We start from the raw sequence: 22,143 nt of genomic DNA on the forward strand, positions 1-22,143 counted from the left end.
GGCATCTCTGAAATCCAGCGCCTGGGCCAAGCCAGGACGAAGCCGCCTGCGCGAAACTATTGACAGCGAACATGAGAGCAGGGTCGAGAAAACGCTCCTGATCCGAGGCCGTTCCCCCCATCCGTCATGGCCGGGCTTGACCCGGCCATCCATGGTTCGAAGCCGCCTTCGGCAGCATGGTTCGAAGCCGCCTTCGGCAGCATGGTTCGAAGCCGCCTTCGGCAGCATGGACCCTCGGGTCAAGCCCGAGGGTGACGAGAGAAAAATCCGATTCCACCAAACTCAGACAGACCCTACTGCCCCGGCATGAAGAAGCTGGTGGGGGCCGGCCCGATTTCCTTGGCGCCGCCCCGCGCCACCTCGCGCACCGCCAGGCCCCGCTCGTTGGTGCCGTCGGGTCGCAGGCGGAACAATCCGTCGATCCCGGCGAAACCGCCGGCATTGGTCAGCGTCGCGTCCGAGAAATCCAGATTCTGCCGCGTTAACGCTCCGACCAGGGCGGTGGCGTCATAGGCGATCGAGGCCAGATTGCCGACCCGCGCCGGCAGCGGCCCGAAGGCGCGGCCATAGCGGGCCTCGAAATCCTGGTGGGCGGCGACCGGGGGGGCGGCGAACCAGCCGCCCTGCAAGGCCGGCTCGGAGGCCAGGCGCGGGTCGTCCCACAACATGGTGCCGAGGAAACGGACGTCGGCGGGGTCGACCTCGTAATAGCTGATCAGCGAGGCGACCTGGCGCAGCCGGGTGCCGTCGTCGGGAATCATCACCGCGTCGAAGGGCGGCGGCGGCACCGGCGGCAGGTCCTTGGCGGCGCGGGCATCCTTGGGCCGGCCCCGGGTGCGCGATTCGACCTCGGTGAAGCGCTTGACCACCGCCGTCAGATCGGCGGCCGACGGATCGTAGAACTCGACCTTGGCGACCTTGCCGCCTTGCGCCGCCACGGCAGCCCGGAAGGATTCGGCGACCGAGCGGCCATATTCGTCGGACCGCGCCAGCAGGGCGAAGCGTTCCTTGCCCTGGGTCCGGGCGTGGCCGATCACCCGGGACACCTGGGAATCCGGCAAGAAGCCCAGGGCATAGACCCCTTGGCCGGCGGCAGATCGATCGGTGGTGAAGGCGATCATCGGCACACGCTGCTCGCGGGCGATCGGCCCGGCGGCCTTGACCTCGGGCGAGAAGAGCGGCCCCAGGATGATGTCGGCCCCTTGGGTCAGGGCCTGGCGGGCAGCCTCGGCCGCACCCTCGGGGGTGCCGCGGGTGTCGAGCGGGATCAGGTTCAGCTTGGCGTCGGCCACCTCGAACAAAGCCAACTGGGCGGCGTTGGACAAGGCCTGGCCCCAGGGGGCATAGCTGCCCGACAGCGGCACCAGAAGGGCGGCGCGGACTTCGTCCTTGTCCAGCTGACGGGAAACGGACGGCGGAAATTGCGGCGGCAGCGGCGGCGCGGCGGGCGGCAGCGCCGCGATGGCCGGATCGGTGGGCGCCGGGGCGGGAACCGGCTGCTGCGAAAACAGCGGGTCGGCCTTGCCGCCCGGTGCCGGCAGCGGCTCGACCGTAACCGAGGGCGGCGGCGGCACGGCAGTGACCCGGCCGGGCGGAACCGGCGGGGCCGGCGGCGGCGGGGCCGGCACCTTGACCTGGGGCCGGGCCGCCGGAAGCGGGACGCGCGGCGCCTCGACCTGCGGAGCGGGCTTGGTTCCCGTCAGCCAAGGTGGTAAGTCTGCCTGTTGACACCCGCTTACCAGAAAAGCCGAGAGCAATGGCAAGGCAGCGACCAGGCGCCACCGGAACGGAACCCGCCGCACAGCGACCCTCCCGTGGGACAAACATCAAGAATCCGCGTGAAGGTAGACCGGCCAGGGCGGGAAGTAAACCGGCGCCCGGCCTGTACCTGATCGCCACCCCCATCGGCAACATGGGCGACATCACCTATCGCGCCGTCGAGGTGCTGGCCGCCGCCGATCTGGTCGCCTGCGAGGACACCCGTGTCACCGGCGGGCTGATGACCAAGCTGGGCCTGGACCGGCCGCTGACCCCCTATCACGAGCACAATGCCGAACGCGCCCGCCCGCACCTGATTTCCCAGCTGAAGGAAGGCAAGGTGGTGGCCCTGGTGTCCGATGCCGGCACGCCGCTGGTGTCCGACCCCGGCTATCGCCTGGTCCGCGCCTGCGTCGCCGAGGATATCGCCGTCACCGCCCTGCCCGGCGCCTCGGCGGTGATCACCGCGCTGCAGCTGTCGGGTCTGCCCAACGACCGCTTCCTGTTCGGCGGCTTCCTGCCGGCCAAGGCCACCGCCCGGCGCCAGGTGCTGCGCGAGCTGGCCGCCGTGCCGGCCACCTTGATGTTCTACGAATCGCCCAACCGGCTGGGCGCCTCGCTGGCCGACATGGCCGCGGTGCTGGGTTCCCGCGAGGCGGCGGTGGCGCGCGAGCTGACCAAGCTGCACGAGGAAGTGGCGCGTGGCGACCTGTTCGCCCTGGCCAACCGCTATGCCGACACCGCCCCCAAGGGCGAGGTGGTGGTGGTGGTGGCCCCCCCCGACGACGCCCGCCCGGCCAGCGCCGACGAATTGGACGACCGCCTGCGCAAGGCCGTCGCCGACGGCGCCACCGTCAAGGACGCCGCCGCCCTGGTGGCGGCCGAGACCGGCTTTCCCCGCCGCGACGTCTATGCCCGGGCGCTGCGCCTGTTCACCATGGGCGAGGAGTGAGCCCGACCAACCATCGGCGCGGCACCCAGGCCGAGGATCGGGCGGCCTGGTGGCTGCGCCTGAAGGGCTATTCCATTCTGGCCCGGCGCTACCGGGCCGGACGGGGCAGCGGCGGCGGCGAGATCGACATCGTCGCCCGGCGGGGTGGCGTGATCGCCTTCGTCGAGGTCAAGGCCCGCTCTGACGCCGATCTGGCGGCGCTCGCCATCACCCCGGCCCAGACACGGCGCATCGCCCGCGGCGCCGAGATCTTTCTGGCCGAACATCCCGAATTAAACGACCTGACCTATCGTTTCGACGCCATACTGATGGCACCCGGGCGGCTGCCGCGCCATATCGCCGATGCCTGGCGCCTCGAGACTTGAGCCTGGCGCCCGCCGACCGGTAGACTGAACCCGATCAATTCACCGTAAGGATCGCCCGATGCGCGCCTCTCAGCTTGTCCCCGCCTTGTTTCTGATGGTCTCGGCCGGCCTGCTGGCCGGCTGTGCCGGTGCCGTGGTCGGCGCCGGAGCCACCGCCGGCGTCGCCGCCGCCGAGGAACGCGGCCTCGAGGGCGCGCTGGAGGACACCAAGATCCGCGCCGCCATCAACGAGGCGTGGTTCCGCCACGATGTCGAGATGTTCCGCAAGGTCACCCTGACCATCTCGGAGGGCCGGGTGCTGCTGACCGGGGTGGTGCCGACCGACGCCAACCGCGACGACGCCGCCCGGCTGGTCTGGCAGGTGGCCGGCGTGCGCGAGGTCTATAACGAGGTGCTGGTCCGCCCCGCCGGCAGCGCGCTGATCGATGACGGCCGCGATGTGTGGATCCAGCAGGAATTGAAGGCCAAGCTGCTGTTCGACAAGCAGATCCGCAACATCAACTTCACCGTCGATGTCACCGACGGCACCGTCTATCTGATGGGCATCGCCCAGTCGGAAGGCGAGCTGCAGCGGGTGATGGCCTATGCCCGCGAGATTTCCAACGTCAGGGGCGTGGTCAGCTATGTCCGGATGAAGGGCGCCGCCCGCGCCGCCGGCGGGTAAATCCATGGCTGCCGCCGATCCCTTCTGGGCCTTGGCCGGATTGGATGGATTGGCGGCGCGCGCGCTGGTGCTGGCCCAACCCGGCGGATTGCCCGGGCGGTGGGCCGAACGGCTGGCGGCCGACCCGCACCCCCTGATCCATGCCGACGATGGCGGCCCGGCCGCCGCCAATCTGGCCGCCACCCTGGATTGGGGCCAGGGCGGCGATATCTGCCTGGCCATTTTATGGCTGGAATATTTTCGCCGCCAAGCCATCGATGCCGAGGCGGTCGACCTTCCCGGCCGCATGCTGGTGCGGCTGACCGGCGAGCGGCGGGCGATCCTGGACCCCTGCCAGCAAGGACGCGAGCTGGACCCGCCCGCGCTGCGGGTGCTGGCCGCCGGATTTGGCGGCATCCTGCCCGGCCCCGGCCAATTGGCGGCGCTGACCGACGATCAGGTGCTGGTGCGCCTGCAAGGCCAGCGGAAGATGCGCCTGCTGAAGGCCGGCGACGTCGCCGGCGCCCTTCTTGCCGTGGAAGGCGCCTTGCGCGTCGATCCCGATCAGGCCAAGCTGTGGCGGGAATCGGGCCTGATGCGCCTGAGGCTGGGTGACCTGGCCGGCGCCGTCGCCGCCCTGGAACAATTCGTCATCCGCACCGACAATGGTCAGGCGCGCGGCCGGGCCAGCCAGTTGCTGGCCCAGATTCGCGTCCGACTGCCCTGACCCCGCCCCCTGGGAGCCACGTCCATGAGCCTTGCCGTCGCCATTCAGATGGACCCCATCGAAACCATCAACATCAATGCCGATTCGACCTTCGTGCTGGCGCTTGAAGCCCAGCGGCGCGGCCATGCCCTGTACCATTACCTGCCCAGTGCCCTGGCCTTGAAGAACGGCCGGGTGCTGGCCTCGGTGCGGCCGCTGGAAGTGCGCCGCGAGCTGGGCAACCACGCCACCTTGGGCGAGGCGCAGATGGTTGATCTGGCCACCATGGACGTGGTGCTGATGCGCCAGGACCCGCCCTTCGACATGGCCTATATCACCGCCACCCACCTGCTCGAGCACATTCATCCGGCGACCCTGGTGGTCAATGATCCGGTTCATGTGCGTAACGCCCCGGAAAAGCTGTTGGTCACCCACTTCCCCAAGCTGATGCCGCCGACCCTGATCACCGCCGATGCCCGGCAGGTGGTCGAATTTCGCAAGGAATACAAGGACATCGTCTTGAAGCCGCTGTTCGGCAACGGCGGTGCCGGGGTCTTCCACGTCAAACCCGACGACGAGAATCTGGGCAGCCTGCTGGAATTGTTCACCCAGCTGTACCGCGAGCCGGTGATCGTTCAGCAATACCTGCCGGCGGTGCGCGACGGCGACAAGCGCATCATTCTGGTCGATGGCCAGCCGGCCGGGGCGGTCAATCGGGTGCCGCAGGCCGGCGAGGCCCGCTCGAACCTGCATGTCGGCGGCCGGGCGATGAAGGCGGATCTGACCGTGCGCGACCGCGAGATCTGTGAGGCCATCGGCCCGACGTTGCGGGCGCGTGGCCTGGTGTTTGTCGGCATCGACGTCATCGGCGGATTCCTGACCGAGATCAACGTGACCTCGCCCACCGGCATCCAGGAAATCAACCGGTTCGACGATGTTCGCATCGAGGCACAGATCTGGGATGCCATCGAGCTGCGTCGCGCCGCCTCCGGCTCGGTGCCATCAGCTTAATTAAAACAATGGGTTATCCGGTTGTGCCTTCATACGCAGATGAAAACTGCGTTTGAAGTTCTCTGCTAACTGCGTTTGAAGTTTTATGGCCGACCCTGTTGCGTTGATGCAACATCCGGACTCGCCGCCGGCACGGTGAAGCGAAAGACCGACCCTCCCGCCGGTCCTTCCTCGACCCAGATGCGCCCGCCATGGCGTTCGACGATTTTCTTGGCGATGGCCAGGCCGATGCCGGTTCCAGGATAGGCGGACTTGGTGTGAAGCCTTTGAAAAATCTGGAAAATTCTTTCTCGCGCATCGGCCGGAACGCCGATGCCGTTGTCGCTGACTGACACCACCCACTCTGGTCCTGCCCGCCCGGCGGTCACCGCCACGCGGGGCGGCAGATCGGGGCTTCGGTATTTCAGGGCATTGCCAATCAGGTTCTGCAGCAGGCGAACGAGCAGGGGCGCGGCCCCCCGGACCTGCGGCAAGGGGGTTGTGCGGACCACGGTAGCGCCCGACTCGGCGATGGACGCGTCCAAATTTATCAACGCATTGTCTAACAAATCTTCAAGCGACACATCAGCAAGGGCCGCCTCGGCGCGGCCGACCCGGGAATAGGCCAGCAGGTCGTCGATCAGGTTCTTCATTCGGCCGGCGCCGTCGGACAGGTAGCCGAGGAATTCACGGCCGTCCTGATCCAAGGCGGGGCCGTAACGTTTTTCCACCAGCTGGGCGTAGGCCCCGATCATCCGCAACGGCTCTTGCAGATCGTGCGAGGCGATGTAGGCGAAGTGTTCCAACTCGGCATTCGAGCGGGCCAGCTCGTCATTGGCCGCCGACAATTCGGTGGTCCGCTCGGCGACCATGCGTTCCTGCAGGGCGCGGGCGGCTTCCAGGCGCAGCCAGCTTCGCTGGAGCCGGGCCAGGAAGATCAGGCTGGCCCCGGCCAGCAGCACGAAGCCCAGCCCGTGCACCAGCAGGGTCTGACGGCGGATCGGGTCGCTGACCACGGTGAATTCGGCCAGCGGAATGCTGACCGACAGGCCGCCGCGCACGTCGCCCACCTGATAGCCCTGGGCGGCGTGGCACTTCAGGCACGGCTCCTCGACCAGCATGCGCGAAATGTAGCGATAGAACGGGCCGGTGCCGCCCGCCACCAGTTCCAGCTTCTCGGCCAGGCCGGCCTCAAACTCGATCAATGCCCGGTCTTCCCAGTCATCGGGGGCATTGCCCGGCCGGATCGGCCGCCGGCTGGTCAGTCGCAGGCTGAGTTGCTCGCCGGCATTGATCATCTCGGCGACCTGACGGGTCATGTAGGACGGGTTGATCTTGGTGAAGGGCCGCCCGTTGATCTCGACATCGCGCTGGGGATCGACCAGCCACTGGTTGGGCGGCGTCGCCTCGGTGGCCGGGACGTAGACGCCGCCATGCTTGGCGGTCCACAGTCGGGTGGTCTGGATCACCGTCACCACCATGCGCGCCCGCGTCAGCGCCGCCTGGCGGTCCTGATCGTTTAGCATGTCGAGATTATGCCACGCCGACAGGCCGGCGATGGCGGCCCACAGGCCGACCATTCCCACCCCGACCTTGATCCCGGGTACACGCATGCGCTTTCGCCCCACAATGGCGTTCGGTGCCCCCCAGCGGGAATCAGCATAACCCAGGGGTGGAAGACCTACAACCATATGGCGGGTATTGGTATTGCCACCGCGCGGCGCTTGCGCGGACACGTGTTTCGGGGGAAAACAACAATGCATGCAACCTGGGTCGGGAGCCGATGACCACCCACGCCCCCACAATCGCCTTCTCCGGCACCGAGTGCCTGGACATCGACGTCGAGGTGCAGATCGCCAGCGGCCTGCCGGCCCTGATCAACCATTTCAAGGGCACCCAGGTCCTGAGCCGGCCGATTCCGCGCCTCGAGGAGGACGGCGGACCCTTGCCCGACCTTCGTGACGTCAAGGGCCAGGAAACCGCCAAGCGGGCGCTGGAGGTGGCGGCGGCTGGCGGCCACAATCTGCTGATGTTGGGAGCTATTACACCCGCCTTCTGCGTGGGGTTGAGGAGCTTATTATGAGGTCATTGCTTGTCAGCCTCGCCCTATCGTTGAGTTTGCCTGCCCAGGCCGGCGAATTAAGAGGGATATGGAAAGTAGCCCAAGAGACCGAGCTCAAGGCTGGCTATATCTGCGGTGGCGACCCGGGGTATGCGACATCGTACTGTAAGACGTTTCTCTACTGCTCGAAGAATGAACCGGCAGTAACATTGGTCATCGACATTTGTGGAGGGCGAAAAAGCTGTTCCGTTGAGCTGGTTATCGATAAGGAACGATTCCTAGTTTCCGGTGACGTCCAAGAAGACCTCATGGATGAATGGGGTGGTATCTTTTCAGTGTCGCTTGATCAGCAGCCTGCCCTTGTTCGCGCGTTATCGAAGGGACGTGCCTTCAAGATCTACCTTGATGGCAAGCTGCAACACGACCTGACCGCGCCAGGAATGGCTGAATCGGTCTCTACAGTCATGAAAGCGTGCACCCAACAACGGCCAACATCCCAATGACCACCCACGCCCCCACTGTCGCCTTTTCCGGCATCGACTGCCTCGACATCGACGTCCAGGTCCAGGTCGCCAACGGCCTGCCGGCCTTTACCCTGGTCGGCCTGCCCGACAAGGCGGTGGCCGAAAGCCGCGAGCGGGTGCGCGCCGCCTTCAACGCGCTGGGTCTGGCACTGCCGCCGAAACGAATCACCGTCAACCTGGCCCCCGCCGACCTGTTGAAGGAAGGCAGCCATTTCGACCTGCCGATCGCCCTGGGGCTGCTGGGCGCCATGGGGGTGCTGCCGCCCGACGAGGTGGCCGGCTTCGTCAGCTTGGGCGAGTTGGGGCTGGATGGCAGCCTGGCCCCGGTGTCCGGCGTGCTGCCGGCGGCGATCACCGCCCTGGGGGCCGGCAAGGGGCTGATCTGCCCGGGATCGCAGGGGCCGGAAGCGGCGTGGGCCGGCGATGTCGAAATTCTGGCGCCCGCCAGCCTGCTGGCCCTGATCAACCATTTCAAGGGCACCCAGGTCCTCAGCCGGCCGGTTCCGCGCCTGGAAGACGAGGCCGCCCCCTTGCCCGATCTCAAGGACGTCAAGGGCCAGGAAACCGCCAAACGGGCGCTGGAGGTGGCGGCGGCCGGAGGACATAACCTGCTGATGATCGGCCCGCCCGGCTCGGGCAAGTCGATGCTGGCGGCCCGTCTGCCCGGCCTGCTGCCGCCCCTGAGCGCGGCGGAAGCGCTGGAAGTCAGCCAGATCCACTCGGTCGCCGGCCAATTGGCCGGGGGCCGGCTGCTGCGCCGGCGGCCTTTTCGCGACCCCCACCATTCCGCCTCCGTTCCGGCCCTGGTCGGCGGCGGCCAGCGGGCCCGGCCGGGCGAGGTGTCGCTGGCCCATGCCGGGGTGCTGTTCCTGGACGAGCTGCCGGAATTCCAGCGCGCTGCGCTTGAAGCCCTGCGCCAGCCGCTGGAATCGGGGCGCGCCACCGTGGCCCGCGCCAATGCCCACGTTGCCTATCCCGCCCGCATCCAGCTGGTGGCGGCGATGAATCCGTGCCGCTGCGGCCATCTGGGCGACGCCTCCCTGGCCTGCACCAAGGCGCCCCGCTGCGGGGCCGAGTACCAGTCGAAGATTTCCGGCCCGCTGTTCGACCGCATCGACCTGCATGTCGAGGTCCCGGCGGTCAATCCGGCCGATTTGTCGCTGCCGCCGCCGGCCGAGGGCTCGGCCGAGGTGGCCGCCCGGGTCGCCGCCGCCCGCGCCGTCCAGGCCGAGCGGTTCGAGGCTCTGGTGCCGGGCAAGGGGCTTTCTACCAACGCCCAGGCCGATGGCGCCGTGCTGGAACAGATCGCTGGCCCCGATGCCTCCGGCCGCGCCCTGTTGACCGAGGCGGCCGAGCGCATGCGGTTGTCGGCCCGCGGCTATCACCGGGTGCTGCGGGTGGCCCGCACCCTGGCCGACCTGGACGGGTCGGAAACCGTGCGTCGCCTGCATATCGCCGAGGCGCTGTCCTATCGCCGGGTCATGCCGGGTCGGGCATAGACCCCACTGACCAAAGTCTGGTTGCGCGTTGCGCACAGGTTGCGCACAGTATGGGGATGAGTGCGCCGTCCTGTTCGGGCAGCCGGGCCTGCCATGCCATTTCCGCCACCGTCATCGACGTGGTGCAGGCGCTGATTCGCGACCGCGCCATCGATGGCAGGGTCGAGGTCGCCGACCTCGAGCGCATGCTGAGCCTGGTGCGGCGCGGCACCATGTCGATGGATGCCGCCTTCCTGGCCCAGGAAGAACGTTGCCGCAAGGATCACAGCCGGCCCAAGGGCAATGTCGGGGCGCGTTCGAACCCGTTCCAGCGGCTGATGGTCCGCCCGTTCGAGCATTTGCTGTTCGGCAATCCGCCGCCCTTCCCGCGCCCGCTTCTGGCCAATTACTTCACCTTCATCGAACAGGCCCTCGAGCCCGAGCGCGACGCCTGGGAAAAGGTCTGCCGCGCCGTCATCCAGGCGCTTCTGGTGGTGCATGGCAACAATCTGACCTGGGACCATTTCTATTCCGACCAGCGCGCCTTGAAGACCCTGGGCACGGCGCTGACCCGCATCGCCCGCCTGCTTTCCACCCATGACGGTGCCCGCCATTGGCAGGAAATCATGGGCCGCCCGCTGGTCGATCACCCGTCGGCCACCCTCGAGCAGGTCGCCCTGGTCCGTCAGGCCCTGCTGGAAACCCAACGCGGCCTGAACGTGGCTTGACCAAAGTCGGGTCGAGCGTCGCCAAAGCAGGATAAAAAGGCACTTCCATCAAGGGGGCGGCCATGGGCGACACGGCACGGATCTGGATTCCACGGGTGTTATTGGCGATCGAGCTGGCGCTGTTCGCCTTCATCGCCACCCATCTCGATGTCGGCCTGAAAACCGAGATGATCGACGGCCAGCCTGTCGGCAATTGCTCGGAAACCGAATTCGCCACCATCGGCATGGTCTGGCTGGGCATGACCTGCCTGGCCCTTGCCGGCTGCCTGTTCTCGCTGTTCGGCCGCTCGAAATGGCTGGGCCTGGTGCTGTTCGCCCTGCCGGTGATCACCGCCACCACCATGGCCAAGTACCAGGAAGACCGCTATCCCGCCTGCTGGGAGCGCCCCGCCGATCCGCGTAAGGGCTAAGTGTCGATTTCCACCAGCACCGGTACGTGATCGGACGGCTGGGTCCAGTGCCGGCATTCGCGCGCCACCAGCGCCGAGCGCAGCCCATCTTGCAAGGCCGGCGTCACCCACACATGGTCCAGGCGGCGGCCGCGATCGTTCTTCTGCCAATCGGGCGAGCGATAGGACCACCAGGTGTAAAGACGTTCGGTGGGTGGAATGAAATGGCGCACCGCATCGACCCAGCCCAGCGAATCCTGCAGCCGGCCCAGTTTCTCGACCTCGACCGGGGTATGGCTGACCACCGACAGCAATTGCTTGTGCGACCACACGTCGGTTTCCAGCGGCGCGATGTTGAAATCGCCGGCCAGGACCAGCCGGTCGGCGGCGCCGGTGCGGGTCGGCAGCCAGGCGGTCAGCTCGTCCAGGAAGGCCAGCTTGTGGGCGAATTTGGGATTGGTGTCGGGATCGGGCACATCGCCGCCGGCCGGCACGTACAGACTGTGCACCTCGATCCCGTCGATGCGCGCCGCGATATGGCGACAATCGCCCTTGCCGCACCAATCGGGCAGCTCGACCGGCTGGGCCGGCGATTTCGACAAGATGGCCACGCCGTTATAGCTTTTCATGCCCTTGAACAGCACATGGTCGAAGCCCAGGCCGCGGCAATCGTCCAGCGGAAACAGTGGGTCATCGACCTTGATCTCTTGCAGGCAGATCACGTCGGGACGAAGGGTCTGGACGATTTCGCCCAAAAGACCCATGCGCAGGCGCAGCGAGTTGATGTTCCAGGTGACCAGGCGCAAGACGGGATGCTCCGCAACAGAATCGGAGCGCAGGTCCTACCATGAAGCCGGACCCCGAAACAGGGGGCGCCCGGTCAGGGGGGTAACCGGGCGCCCGTTCTGCTCCGTGCGGAGCGTGGGGTCGGCAGGGGAGACCTACCCCACGCGACCCAGCTGCTAAAGCCGGGCCGCTCTGTTAAACGAGATGGGGAGGTCGCGGCCAATCCGGTAACGGGTGAAATGCATGGCAGCATTGCATGAAACGCATGCCAGGCCGGCCCCACCGCCATGATGGGATGGAGCCATGAACGCCGAGGATTTCTTCATCGAGGGCCTTCGCCTGGCTGCCGGCGGCAAACTGGCCGAGGCCGCCGAACGCTGGGCCGCCACCCTGGCGGCGGCGCCGGCCCATGCCCAGGCCCGCTTCAACCGGGTGCTGGCGCTGGGCCGGCTGGGCCGTCTGGAGGAGGCGGCGGCCGAGGCGGCCGAGGGATGCCGCCACCATCCGACCGAGCCGTCCTTCCCGGCCCAGCTGGGGCAGATCCTGGCCCGGCTGGGTCGCCTGGACCAGGCGGCCGATTCCCTGCGCCGGGCCCTGGAACTGGGGGACGACCCGGCCTTGTGGTGGGCGCTGGGCCTGGTCGAACGCGACCGCTGCGCCTGGAGCCAGGCCCGCCAGGCCCTGAGCCATGTCGATGACCGGGTCGAGGCCCGCTTCGAACTGGCCCAGTTGCTGTTGCGCGACGGCGAATGGCAAAAGGGTTGGGAATTGTGGGAATCCCGGCTGGCCCGGCCCCAGGCGGGCGAGGATCGCTGGCACATCCCCGAATGGACCGGCGGCGAGTTGAACGGCCTGGACCTGCTGGTCTATGGCGAGCAAGGCGCGGGCGACACCATCCAGATGCTGCGCTTCGTGCCTGAGCTGGCGGAGCGGGGCGCCATCGTCCGCCTGGCCGTTCATGACAGGCTGGTGGGATTGCTGGCCGGCCTGCCCGGCGTCACCCAGCTATTGCCGCTGTCGGCGCCAGCCTGCGCGGCGACTCACCGCGTCTCGATCATGTCGCTTCCGCATCGATTGCCGGCCGCCGATTGCCGGCCGGGTGCGGTGCCTTATCTGAGCGCCCCGGCGGCGGTTCTGACGGGGGGCGGCCTCAAGGTCGGATTGGTGTGGGCCGGTTCGGCCAGCTTCGCCAATGCGGGCCAACGCCATGTCGGCCGGCAATTGCTGGAACCCTTGGCCGCCATCCCCGGCACAAGCCTTTATTCGCTACAATTGGACCAGGCGCCGAACGATCCGGCCATCACCGATCTGGCGCCCGGCATCAAGGATTGGACCGACACCGCCGGCCTGATCGCCGCCCTGGATCTGGTCATCAGCGTCGATACCGGCACCGCCCATCTGGCCGGGGCCATGGGCAAACCGGTGTGGCTGCTGCTGCACAAGGGGGCCGACTGGCGCTGGGGCCATGGCACCCGAACCGACTGGTATCCGTCGGCCAGGCTGTATCGCCAAGAGACCACCGGCGATTGGCGGCCGGTGCTGGACAGGGTCGGCGAGGATTTGCGCAAGCTGGCGCGGACTTAACCTTCCCGCAGCTTCGGCTTGGTAGTGTTGGGGTCCTTGAACTCGAACAATTTCGGATCGAAGGACAGCCCGGTCTGGGTGTCGAACAGCGACACCTGGGTCACGTTGCCCTGCGGATCCAGCACCCGCCATTGCTTCAGCGCGAATGGGCGTTCGGTGAAGACCAGGGTCAGCTCGCCCTGGCCGGGATCGTCGGCCTGGACCATCGACACCGTCAAGATGCCCGGCGCCCGGCCGACCTTGGTGACGGCGACATCCTTGCCGTCGAGATGGACGTTCTTGCGCACCAGGATGCCGGCCGGGGTGGAATCCAGCGGGATGTAGCTGGGCGCATCCAGTTCCTTGTCGTGGACGATCAGGAAGGTGCCGTCGGCCACCACCAGCATCGGCGACGGCGGATCGTATTGCAGACGCATGCGGCCGGGCCGCGAGAAATAAGCGGTGCCTTCGGCCTGGCTGCCGTTGGGGGCGGTCTGCAGGAAGCGCGCCCTGAGCGTGGTGAAGGAATTCAGATATTCCTCGGCCCGCTCGACATCGGCCTTGTCCTGGGCCGACAGGGCCTTGCGCGGGGCGGCCATGGCCGGGCCGGCCAGGATGGTGGTGGCCAGCAAGGCCAAAAGGCGGCGACGGGTGAGGTGCGGCAAGGGTTCGGTCTCCGGGGTGGCAGGCCTTTGTGCGCGCCAATCATGGCGAAATTTAGTAATCATCTCGGGTCGAACGGGCAAGCACCTCGCGCTTGCCGACATGGTTGGCCTTGCCGACCACCCCTTCGGCCTCCATCCGCTCGATCAGGCGGGCGGCGCGGTTATAGCCGATCTGCAGATGACGCTGGACGAAACTGGTGGACGCCTTGCCCTCGCGGGCGACCAGCGCCACCGCCTGGTCGTAAAGGTCGTCACCCGAGCCGCCGCCACCCGAGCCGGGCAGGCCGAACTCGCCGTCCTCTTCCTCGGTGACCGCCTCGATATACGAGGGGTCGCCCTGGCCGCGCAGATGCTCGACCACCTGCTCGACCTCCTGGTCCGACACGAAGGGGCCGTGGACGCGGGTGATGCGGCCGCCGGCCGCCATGTACAGCATGTCGCCCTGGCCCAGCAGCTGCTCGGCGCCCTGCTCGCCCAGGATGGTGCGGCTGTCGATCTTGCTGGTGACTTGGAACGAGATGCGGGTGGGGAAGTTGGCCTTGATGGTGCCGGTGATGACGTCGACGCTGGGCCGCTGGGTCGCCATGATCAGATGAATGCCGGCGGCGCGGGCCATCTGGGCCAGACGCTGCACCGCCGCCTCGATGTCCTTGCCGGCCACCAGCATCAGGTCGGCCATTTCATCGACGATGACGACGATGAACGGCAGCGCCTTCAGGTCCAGCAACTGGTCCTCATAGATCGGCTTGCCGGTGTCGGGGTCGAAGCCGGTCTGCACCGTGCGGGTCAGTTGCTCGCCCTTGTCGCGGGCCTCGGCCAGGCGCTGGTTGTAGCCGGCGATGCTGCGGACGCCCAATTGGCTCATGGCGCGGTAGCGGTCTTCCATCTCGCGCACCGCCCATTTCAGGGCCACCACCGCCTTGCCGGGCTCGGTCACCACCGGGGCCAACAGATGCGGGATACCGTCATAGACCGACAGTTCCAGCATCTTGGGGTCGATCATGATCAGCCGGCATTCTTCCGGGCTCAGGCGATAAAGCAGCGACAGGATCATGGTGTTGACCGCCACCGACTTGCCCGAACCGGTGGTACCGGCGATCAACAGGTGCGGCATGCGGGCCAGATCGACCATCACCGGCGCACCGCCGATATCCTTGCCCAGCACCAGGGTCAGCCGCGCACCGGCCTTTTCGAATTGTTCGGCGGCCAGCATCTCGCGCAAATAAACCGTCTCGCGCCGGGCGTTGGGCAGCTCGATACCGATCACCGACCGGCCGGGAATGGTGGCGATGCGCACCGACAGCGCGCTCATCGAGCGGGCGATGTCATCGGCCAGGCCGATCACCCGGCTGGTCTTGGTGCCGGGCGCCGGTTCCAGTTCGTAAAGCGTCACCACCGGGCCGGGGCGGACCTTCAAGACCTTGCCGTTGACGCCGAAATCCTCGAGCACCGATTCCAGCATGCGGGCGTTCTGGGCCAGGCCATCCTGATTGATGGCGGTGCGGTTGGACTCGGGCGGCAACGCCAGCAGGGTCAGGGGCGGCAGCGCCCAGCCGGGACCGACCGGGCCGCCCAGGTCCAGCATGCCCTGGCGGGCGGCGCGTTCGCGCTTGCCGGCCGCCGGCGGCGGGCGCTTGGGCTCGACCAGGGCCCCAGGCTCGGGCATGCGTTCGAAGGGCGGCGTTTCGTCGTCGTGGGGCGGCGGCGCGATGACCGCGTCGTATTCGTCATCATCATCGTCCGGGTCGGACCAGCGCATCGGCGGCGGCTCGCGCACCACCGGCCCGGCCGGCGAAGACGGCACGCGGTGACGAAGCGCGGCTGCCGCATGGCCGGTGGCCACCGCCACCTGGACCGAGCGGGTGCCGGCCTTGGACAGATTGGCCCAATCCGACGGCGACAGCCCCAACACGAAGATCAACAGACCGAACCCGGCGCCGCCGGCCAGGAAGCCCACCGCCCACACGAACTCGGTCGGCACCTGCGGCGCCACCGCCGTCCACAGCACCCGGCCCAGGGCGCCACCCGACCCGGCGATGACGTCGGGCGCCGGCAGCGGCAGCGCGGCCAGGGCCAGCGCCCACAACAGCACCACCACCGGCAGCGCCACGATGCGCGTCGCCCACAAGGACGGCGCGCGGGCGCGGATCAGCGTGCGCAGGCCCCAGATCAGGGCCACCGCCACCGCCACCCACGAGGCCAGGCCGACCAACTGGCCCAGCAGGTCGGCGATACTGGCGCCGACCCGGCCCAAGGCATTGCGCACCGGTCCGTCCACGGCATTGTTGAACGAGGGATCGCGCGGATCGGCGGTGACCAGGGCGGCGGCGATCAGGGCGGCGGTCACGATCAGGGCCAGGCCGCCCAGGCGGGCAGCCAGCCGCCACAGCGCGTCGGCCGCGCCCTTGGGAAGAAAACCGCCCTTGCCAACCCCCTTCTTGGCCGCGGCCATCCTGCGCTCTCCTACAGCACCTGGGCGAGGCGGGTCAGCGCCCGCTCGGTCGTATCCAGATCGTGGACCAGCGCCACCCGGATATAGCGGTCGCCCACCCCATCGCGCGACAGATAGCGGCCGGGCAGGACGCGGATATTGGCCTCGCGCCACAGCCTGAGGGCCGCGGCCTCGCCGTCACCGACATCCAGCCACAGAAAGAAACCGCCCGGCGGACGCGTAAAGCCGAAACGGTCACCCAGCAGACGCTCGGCCTTATCCAGCTTGGCGCGATAGAGGCGGCGGTTTTCCTCGACATGGGCCTCGTCCTGCCACAGGGCGGTGGCGGCGGCCAGAATCGGCAGCGGGATCGCCGCACCGCCATAGGACCTGACCCGGCCGAAGGCGGCCATCACCGTCGGATCGCCGGCGACGAAGCCCGAGCGCAGGCCCGGCACGCTGGAACGCTTCGACAGGGAATGGAACACCAGCACGTTGGCCAGCCCCTCGCCCAGGCGGGCGCAGGCCGCGAGCGCGCCGGGTGGCGGCGCCTGGTCCCAGATCTCGGAATAGCATTCGTCGACCGCCAGCACGAAATCATGGCGGCGGGCCAGCCGGACCGTGCGCTCCAGCAGATCGGCTTCGGCCACCGAACCTTGCGGATTGCCCGGGCTGCACAGATAGGCCAGCGCGACGCGATCCAGGATATCGGCCGGCAGGGCCGAAAAATCGGGCTGCGAGGCCGGCCCATTGGCGCCGGGCACGAAGACCGGCTCGGCCCCGGCCATGATCGCGGCACCGACATAGACCTGATAGAACGGATTGGGCAGCAGCACCACCGGACGCTTCTTGCCCGATCCGACCACCGTCTGGGCGATCAGGTACAGCGCCTCGCGGGTGCCGGCCACCGGCAGGATCGCCTTGTCGGCCTCGATCAGACCGGCCGGCAGATCGAAGCGACGGGTCAGCCAGGCGGCGGTGGCGGCGCGGAAATCGGGGGTGCCGGCCGCCGGCGGGTACTTGCCCCACAGGCCGGCCTGTTCGGCGATGATCCGCGCCACCATCGGCGGCGCCGCGTGTTGCGGCTCGCCGATGGACATGACGATGGTGTCGGGACCGGGCGCCCCACCCAGCAGGTCGGCCAGGCGTTGGAACGGATAATCGGTCAGAAGATCGAGACGGTCGTTCAGCATCGGGTTGTTCTAACGCAAATTTCCCGGGACGCGAAGGGTCCACAAAAGAATCGAGGGAAAGTACGCCGAGGCGAAGCCGAGGGACTTTTCCACGGAGAACAAAAGAATGGGGCGCGGCTTTCGCCGCGCCCCACCCCAGTCCCGTCCCCCGTTGGGACGAAGCGCTTAGTGCACCGATTCGCCATGCAGGGCGAGATCAAGGCCTTCGCGCTCTTCTTCGGCGCTGACGCGCAGGCCCATCACCACATCCACCAGCTTGAGGATGATGTAGGTGACGATGCCGGTATAGACGGCGGTGATGACCACGCCGTAGACCTGGGCCAGAACCTGGCCGCCATTGCCTTCCAGCAGGCCGGGGAAGCCGCCGATGGCTTCCGACGCGAACACGCCGGTCAGGATGGCGCCCAGGATGCCGCCGATGCCGTGCACGCCGAAGGCGTCCAGGCTGTCGTCATACTTCAGCGCATGCTTGAGGCCGGTGGCACCCCAGTAGCAGACCACGCCGGCCAGCAGGCCGATGATCAGCGCGCCCTTGGGGCCGACGAAGCCCGAGGCGGGGGTGATGGCGACCAGGCCGGCGACGGCGCCCGAGACGATGCCCAGGACCGACGGACGCTTGCGCAGGATCCATTCGGCGAACATCCACGACAGGGCGGCGGCGGCGGCGGCGATCTGGGTGACGGTCATCGCCATGCCGGCACGACCGTCGGCGGCCAGGGCCGAACCGGCGTTGAAGCCGAACCAGCCGACCCACAGCAGCGAGGCGCCGATGACCGACAGGGTCAGGTTGTGCGGAGCCATGTTGTCGACGCCATAGCCCTTGCGCGGGCCCAGCACGATGGCGGCCACCAGACCGGCGACGCCGGCATTGATGTGCACCACGGTACCGCCGGCGAAGTCCAGAACGCCCATGGCGCCCAGGAAGCCGACCGCCGCACCCGACGAGTCCAGCATCCACACCCAATGGCAGACCGGGGCATAGACCAGGAACAGCCACAGGGTCATGAACACCAGCATGGAGGAAAACTTCATGCGGTCGGCGAAAGCGCCGGTGATCAGCGCCGGGGTGATGATGGCGAAGGTCATCTGGAACATCATGAACACCGATTCGGGAATGGTGCCCGACAGGGTGGTCTTTTCGATGCCGTCCAGGAACAGGCGGTCGAAGCCGCCGAAATACGGGCTGTCGCCGGTGAAGGCCATCGAGTAGCCGGCGATCATCCACAACACCGACACCAGGGCGGCGATGGCGAAGCTTTGCATCATCACGCCCAGCACGTTCTTCTTGCGAACCATGCCGCCGTAGAACAACGCCAGACCGGGAATGGTCATCATCAGCACCAGGGCGGTCGAAACCAGCATCCAGGCGGTATTGCCGGCATCGAGGGCCGGAGCGGGCGCGGCAGCGGCCGCCTCGGTCGCGGCGGCAGCCGCTTCCTCGGCAACGCTGGCCGTCGCGTAAAACAGCGATGCCAGGGCCGGGCCAACGCCGGCGAGTACGGACTTGATACGATGGTTCATGGGTCTTCCCCTCGAAACGGCTCAGCGGTCATTGGGCGCCGGATCCAGACACCCCAGGGAGGAGAGAGGGGGGCGTCCGGACCGGCTCGGCCCACATACAAACAAAAACCGTGCCAAGTGCGGTAAAGCCGGTTGCCGCCACCTTTTTTCCCCATGGAAGTAAGGCCTTGGCTAGAATTTAGGCATGGGGAAGGGGTGATGCGCGATTCATGGGCAGCGTCATCGCTGGTGACCATCGACCGTCACAATGCTATGACCGGGCAGGATTTTTCGGCGAGGATCGTCATGCGCCTGAACCTGGGATGCGGCCGCGACAAGCGCGCCGGCTATATCAATGTCGATAAGTATCCGGTGTTCGAACCCGACCAATTGGTCGATCTCGAACAGGTCCCGTGGCCGTTCGCCGACAATTCGGTCGACGAGATCGTGTTGCACCACGTGCTCGAGCATCTGGGCCAAGAGACCCGGACCTTCCTGGCGATCGTCACCGAGCTTTACCGCATCTTGAAGGTCGGCGGCACTGTCGAGATCACCGTGCCGCACCCGCGCAGCGACCTGTATCTGGGCGATCCCACCCATGTCCGGCCGATCACGCCGGCGATGTTTCATCTGCTGTCGAAGAAGAATTGCGCCGAATGGAGCCGGCTGGGCACGCCGCACACCCGGCTGGCCGAGATCCTGGACGTCGATTTCGAGGTCGGCCAGATTCGCAACCGCCTGGCGCCCGCCTGGGCGCAAAAGGCCGAGCGCGAGAAATGGCCGCAGGCCCGCGTGCGCGAGGCGGCCGAGCTTTACAACAATGTCGTCGAGGAAATCATCTTCACGGCGCGCAAGGCCAGCTGACGGCCGGCCGAATCGGCGCCGATGGCCGTCATGCCCGGGCGTGCCCGGGCGTCCACACCTGTTCGTTCGACCCGAGAACCGGGTGAGGAGTCGCGTGGACGGCCGGGCACGCCCGGCCATGACGACGAAGGCGAAAGGGCAAGCCCTTACAGCGCTTCCGAATTGGCTTCGCCGGTACGGATACGATAGGCCTGCGCCAGTTCGACCACGAAGACCTTGCCGTCACCGATCTTGCCGGTGCGGGCGGCGGTCTGGATGGTCTCGACGACGCGGTCGGCGATATCGTCGTTCACCGCCACTTCGATCTTCACCTTGGGCAGGAAATTCACCACGTATTCGGCACCGCGATAGATTTCGGTCTGGCCCTTCTGACGGCCAAAGCCCTTGACCTCGCTCACGGTCAGGCCCTGAACTCCCAGCGGAGTGAGGGCTTCGCGCACCTCGTCCAGCTTGAAGGGCTTGATGACGGCCATGATCAGCTTCATCTCTGGTCCCCTAACATATGGCGGTTGACCCGCCGGTTGATCGGTCGCTGGTTCGATTGCGAACCGTCAGCGTGATTCCTCCCTTTCAAAAGCCGTGCCGATTGAGGCAAAGCGCCGCTTTTCTGGGTTCCGCCGCAACCCGGGGCGGCGATCGTGGCCGCATCTGCATAATAGATGGGCAAATGCCTGGAGTGGCTGCAGTCTTGCGCCCGATCAACAGCGATGGCACATGATAGGTCATGGTGACGCCGCACTCCCCCTTTCCGCTTCCCGCGACCGTCGATGTGCTGATCGTCGGCGGAGGCCCCGTCGGCGGACTGACCGCCTGTGCCCTGGCCCAGGCGGGCCTTGACGTCGTGCTGGTCGAAGCGGCCGACCCGGCCGAACTGGCCCGGCCCGGCACCGACGGGCGCTCGATCGCCGTGGCCGCCTCGGCCCGGCAGGCCTTTGACGGCGCCGGCATCTGGCCGCTGATGGCGGCCGAGGCCCAGCCGATCAAGGATATCCGCGTCACCGATCAGGCAAGCCCGCTGTACCTGCATTACGACCACCGCGCCCTGGGCGATCAGCCGTTCGGCTGGATCGTCGAGAACACCACCATCCGCCGCGCCGTGCACCAACGCCTGGCCAGCCTGCCCACGGCGCGGGTTCTGGCGCCGATGCGGGTCGAAGCGGTGGAATATGGTGCCGCCGGCGCCATCGCCACCTTGTCCGACGGACGGATCCTGCGGGCCGGCCTGGTCGTCGGCGCCGATGGCCGCCCGTCGCGCATCCGCCGATCTGCCGGAATTGACGTCACCCGCCTGGAATATGGGCAATCGGGCATCGTCACCACCATCGCCCACCAACAACCCCACCGCGGCATCGCCCACGAACGCTTCCTGCCGTCGGGCCCGTTCGCCATCCTGCCGATGACGGCAAACCGCTCGTCCATCGTGTGGACCGAGCGGCTGCATCTGGCCCAATCCATCGTCACCCAGAACGATGCCGGTTTCCTGGCGGAATTGCGGGACCGTTTCGGCGATTTCCTGGGGCCGCTGTCGTTGGCCGGGCCGCGCTTTCATTATCCGCTGACCCTGCAGGTGGCCAACCGCATGATCGGCCGCCGCCTGGCCCTGGTCGGTGACGCCGCCCATGGCATGCATCCGGTCGCCGGCCAGGGCATGAACATGGGGGTGCGCGACGCGGCCGCCCTGGCCGAGCTGGTGGTCGATGCCCGCCGGCTGGGGCTGGATGTGGGTTCAAGCGCGGTGCTCGAGCGCTATCAACGCTGGCGGCGCTTCGACAACATGCTGATGCTGGTGATGACCGACGCCCTGGTCCGGCTGTTCTCGAACGATGTCGCCCCCCTGAAGCTGGCCCGCGACCTGGGGCTGGGGCTGGTCGAAACCATGCCGGATTTGAAGGGTGTGCTGATGCGGCACGCCATGGGTGTGGTGGGCGACCTGCCTCGCCTGATGCGTGGTGCGCCTTTATAGTGTCTGGCCTTGGACCCCGATCCATGTTAGCCATCAACCGCCCGTTTTCCATGCGAGTATCGATATGACCGAGACTGCCCAGAACCTGCCGCCGCTGATCATCAACGGCCAGTACATCAAGGACCTGTCCTTCGAGATCCCCGGCGCGCCGACCATCTATACCGAGATGCAGGGCCAGAACCCGGACATCCCGATCCATGTCGACATCACCGCTTCGGGCCTGCGCGAAAACACCTTCGAGGTGGTGCTGCACCTGAAGATCGACGCCACCTTGCCCGACGGCAAGCCGGTGTTCCTGGTCGAGCTGGCCTATGGCGGCATCTTCACCATCAACGTCGCCCCCGAGCATGTTCAGGCGATGCTGCTGATCGAATGCCCGCGCATGATGTTCCCGTTCGCCCGCAACATCATCGCCGATCTGACCCGCGACGGCGGCTTCCCGCCGCTGATGATCCAGCCGATCGACTTCGTCCAGCTGTTCCGCGCCCGCGTCGAGGCCGCCCAGGCCGAAGCCGCCCAGGCGGAAAAGAACTAAAAATCCTGCTGCGATAAGGGCGGGGCGTGATTCAACCGAATCACGCCC

General features: G+C 67.3%; 21 protein-coding genes and 1 pseudogene. 14 read left to right on the top strand and 8 right to left on the bottom strand.

What is annotated here, in order from left to right:
- Nucleotides 1-293 precede the first annotated feature (293 nt).
- Entirely contained in the window at nt 294-1,628 is a 1,335-nt protein-coding gene (locus tag A6A05_RS12275; protein ID WP_245644286.1) for a penicillin-binding protein activator, read from the bottom strand.
- Nucleotides 1,629-1,756: 128 nt separating this feature from the next.
- Between A6A05_RS12275 and rsmI the strand changes: the two genes are divergently transcribed.
- From rsmI to gshB, 5 genes are read left to right on the top strand one after another with little or no spacing between them, the layout of a single operon-like run.
- Entirely contained in the window at nt 1,757-2,710 is a 954-nt protein-coding gene (gene rsmI / locus A6A05_RS12280; RefSeq protein ID WP_082910923.1) for a 16S rRNA (cytidine(1402)-2'-O)-methyltransferase, read from the top strand.
- Nucleotides 2,707-3,075 (top strand): YraN family protein, encoded by a 369-nt coding sequence (locus tag A6A05_RS12285; protein ID WP_068501359.1) that lies wholly within the window; start codon nt 2,707-2,709, stop codon nt 3,073-3,075. The genes rsmI and A6A05_RS12285 overlap by 4 nt, the downstream gene beginning before the upstream one ends.
- Before the next feature lie 58 nt (nt 3,076-3,133).
- Nucleotides 3,134-3,739 carry a BON domain-containing protein gene (locus A6A05_RS12290; protein ID WP_068501361.1) on the top strand — a complete coding sequence of 202 codons (606 nt, stop codon included), beginning with the start codon at nt 3,134-3,136 and terminating at the stop codon, nt 3,737-3,739.
- Between the two features lie 4 nt (nt 3,740-3,743).
- Nucleotides 3,744-4,445: a transglutaminase family protein gene (locus A6A05_RS12295; RefSeq protein WP_068501365.1), complete on the top strand. Its 702-nt coding sequence runs from the start codon at nt 3,744-3,746 to the stop codon at nt 4,443-4,445.
- 24 nt (nt 4,446-4,469) lie between these two features.
- Complete coding sequence (gshB, locus tag A6A05_RS12300) at nt 4,470-5,435, top strand: glutathione synthase (RefSeq protein ID WP_068501368.1); 966 nt, start codon at nt 4,470-4,472, stop codon at nt 5,433-5,435.
- 83 nt (nt 5,436-5,518) lie between these two features.
- Here the strand turns inward: gshB and A6A05_RS12305 are convergent, their stop codons facing one another.
- Nucleotides 5,519-7,027: a sensor histidine kinase gene (locus A6A05_RS12305; RefSeq protein ID WP_068501371.1), complete on the bottom strand. Its 1,509-nt coding sequence runs from the start codon at nt 7,025-7,027 to the stop codon at nt 5,519-5,521.
- Nucleotides 7,028-7,278: 251 nt separating this feature from the next.
- Here A6A05_RS12305 and A6A05_RS22200 point away from each other — a divergent pair.
- From A6A05_RS22200 to A6A05_RS12325, 5 genes and pseudogenes are all read left to right on the top strand, one after another.
- Nucleotides 7,279-7,452 (top strand): annotated as a pseudogene (locus A6A05_RS22200) (ATP-binding protein); the annotation flags it as partial.
- Between the two features lie 41 nt (nt 7,453-7,493).
- Nucleotides 7,494-7,979 (top strand): hypothetical protein, encoded by a 486-nt coding sequence (locus A6A05_RS20895; RefSeq protein ID WP_156521040.1) that lies wholly within the window; start codon nt 7,494-7,496, stop codon nt 7,977-7,979.
- Complete coding sequence (locus A6A05_RS12315) at nt 7,976-9,499, top strand: YifB family Mg chelatase-like AAA ATPase (protein ID WP_068501377.1); 1,524 nt, start codon at nt 7,976-7,978, stop codon at nt 9,497-9,499. The genes A6A05_RS20895 and A6A05_RS12315 overlap by 4 nt, the downstream gene beginning before the upstream one ends.
- Nucleotides 9,500-9,555: 56 nt before the next feature.
- On the top strand, nt 9,556-10,206 hold the full coding sequence (locus tag A6A05_RS12320) for a hypothetical protein (RefSeq protein WP_082910922.1): 651 nt from the start codon (nt 9,556-9,558) through the stop codon (nt 10,204-10,206).
- 62 nt (nt 10,207-10,268) lie between these two features.
- Entirely contained in the window at nt 10,269-10,616 is a 348-nt protein-coding gene (locus tag A6A05_RS12325) for a hypothetical protein (RefSeq protein WP_068501385.1), read from the top strand.
- Here the strand turns inward: A6A05_RS12325 and xth are convergent.
- Complete coding sequence (gene xth, locus A6A05_RS12330; RefSeq protein WP_068501388.1) at nt 10,613-11,401, bottom strand: exodeoxyribonuclease III; 789 nt, start codon at nt 11,399-11,401, stop codon at nt 10,613-10,615. The genes A6A05_RS12325 and xth overlap by 4 nt on opposite strands.
- Before the next feature lie 283 nt (nt 11,402-11,684).
- Here xth and A6A05_RS12335 point away from each other — a divergent pair, with 283 nt between their 5' ends.
- A complete protein-coding gene (locus A6A05_RS12335; RefSeq protein WP_068501390.1) occupies nt 11,685-12,965 on the top strand; it encodes a tetratricopeptide repeat protein in 1,281 nt (426 codons plus the stop codon).
- Here A6A05_RS12335 and A6A05_RS12340 read toward each other — a convergent pair.
- From A6A05_RS12340 to A6A05_RS12355, 4 genes are all read right to left on the bottom strand, one after another.
- Nucleotides 12,962-13,609, bottom strand: a complete 648-nt coding sequence (locus A6A05_RS12340) for a LolA family protein (RefSeq protein WP_068501393.1) — start codon at nt 13,607-13,609, stop codon at nt 12,962-12,964. The genes A6A05_RS12335 and A6A05_RS12340 overlap by 4 nt on opposite strands.
- A gap of 52 nt (nt 13,610-13,661) precedes the next feature.
- Nucleotides 13,662-16,061 (bottom strand): DNA translocase FtsK, encoded by a 2,400-nt coding sequence (locus A6A05_RS12345; RefSeq protein WP_068501395.1) that lies wholly within the window; start codon nt 16,059-16,061, stop codon nt 13,662-13,664.
- An 11-nt stretch (nt 16,062-16,072) separates the two neighbouring features.
- Nucleotides 16,073-17,233: an aminotransferase class I/II-fold pyridoxal phosphate-dependent enzyme gene (locus A6A05_RS12350; RefSeq protein ID WP_068501398.1), complete on the bottom strand. Its 1,161-nt coding sequence runs from the start codon at nt 17,231-17,233 to the stop codon at nt 16,073-16,075.
- 165 nt (nt 17,234-17,398) lie between these two features.
- Nucleotides 17,399-18,754 (bottom strand): ammonium transporter, encoded by a 1,356-nt coding sequence (locus A6A05_RS12355; protein WP_068501402.1) that lies wholly within the window; start codon nt 18,752-18,754, stop codon nt 17,399-17,401.
- A 198-nt stretch (nt 18,755-18,952) separates the two neighbouring features.
- On the opposite strand from A6A05_RS12355, the gene A6A05_RS12360 reads away from it, so the two are divergent.
- Entirely contained in the window at nt 18,953-19,597 is a 645-nt protein-coding gene (locus A6A05_RS12360; RefSeq protein WP_216635794.1) for a class I SAM-dependent methyltransferase, read from the top strand.
- Between the two features lie 146 nt (nt 19,598-19,743).
- Here A6A05_RS12360 and A6A05_RS12365 read toward each other — a convergent pair whose 3' ends face one another.
- Complete coding sequence (locus A6A05_RS12365; protein ID WP_068501405.1) at nt 19,744-20,082, bottom strand: P-II family nitrogen regulator; 339 nt, start codon at nt 20,080-20,082, stop codon at nt 19,744-19,746.
- Nucleotides 20,083-20,321: 239 nt separating this feature from the next.
- On the opposite strand from A6A05_RS12365, the gene A6A05_RS12370 reads away from it, so the two are divergent.
- Nucleotides 20,322-21,560, top strand: a complete 1,239-nt coding sequence (locus A6A05_RS12370) for a UbiH/UbiF/VisC/COQ6 family ubiquinone biosynthesis hydroxylase (RefSeq protein WP_068501408.1) — start codon at nt 20,322-20,324, stop codon at nt 21,558-21,560.
- Between the two features lie 64 nt (nt 21,561-21,624).
- Nucleotides 21,625-22,095, top strand: coding sequence for a protein-export chaperone SecB (gene secB / locus A6A05_RS12375; RefSeq protein WP_068501411.1), 471 nt, complete (start codon nt 21,625-21,627; stop codon nt 22,093-22,095).
- Nucleotides 22,096-22,143: the final 48 nt, after the last annotated feature.

Source organism: Magnetospirillum moscoviense (assembly GCF_001650635.1).
Taxonomy (GTDB): Bacteria; Pseudomonadota; Alphaproteobacteria; order Rhodospirillales; family Magnetospirillaceae; genus Magnetospirillum; species Magnetospirillum moscoviense.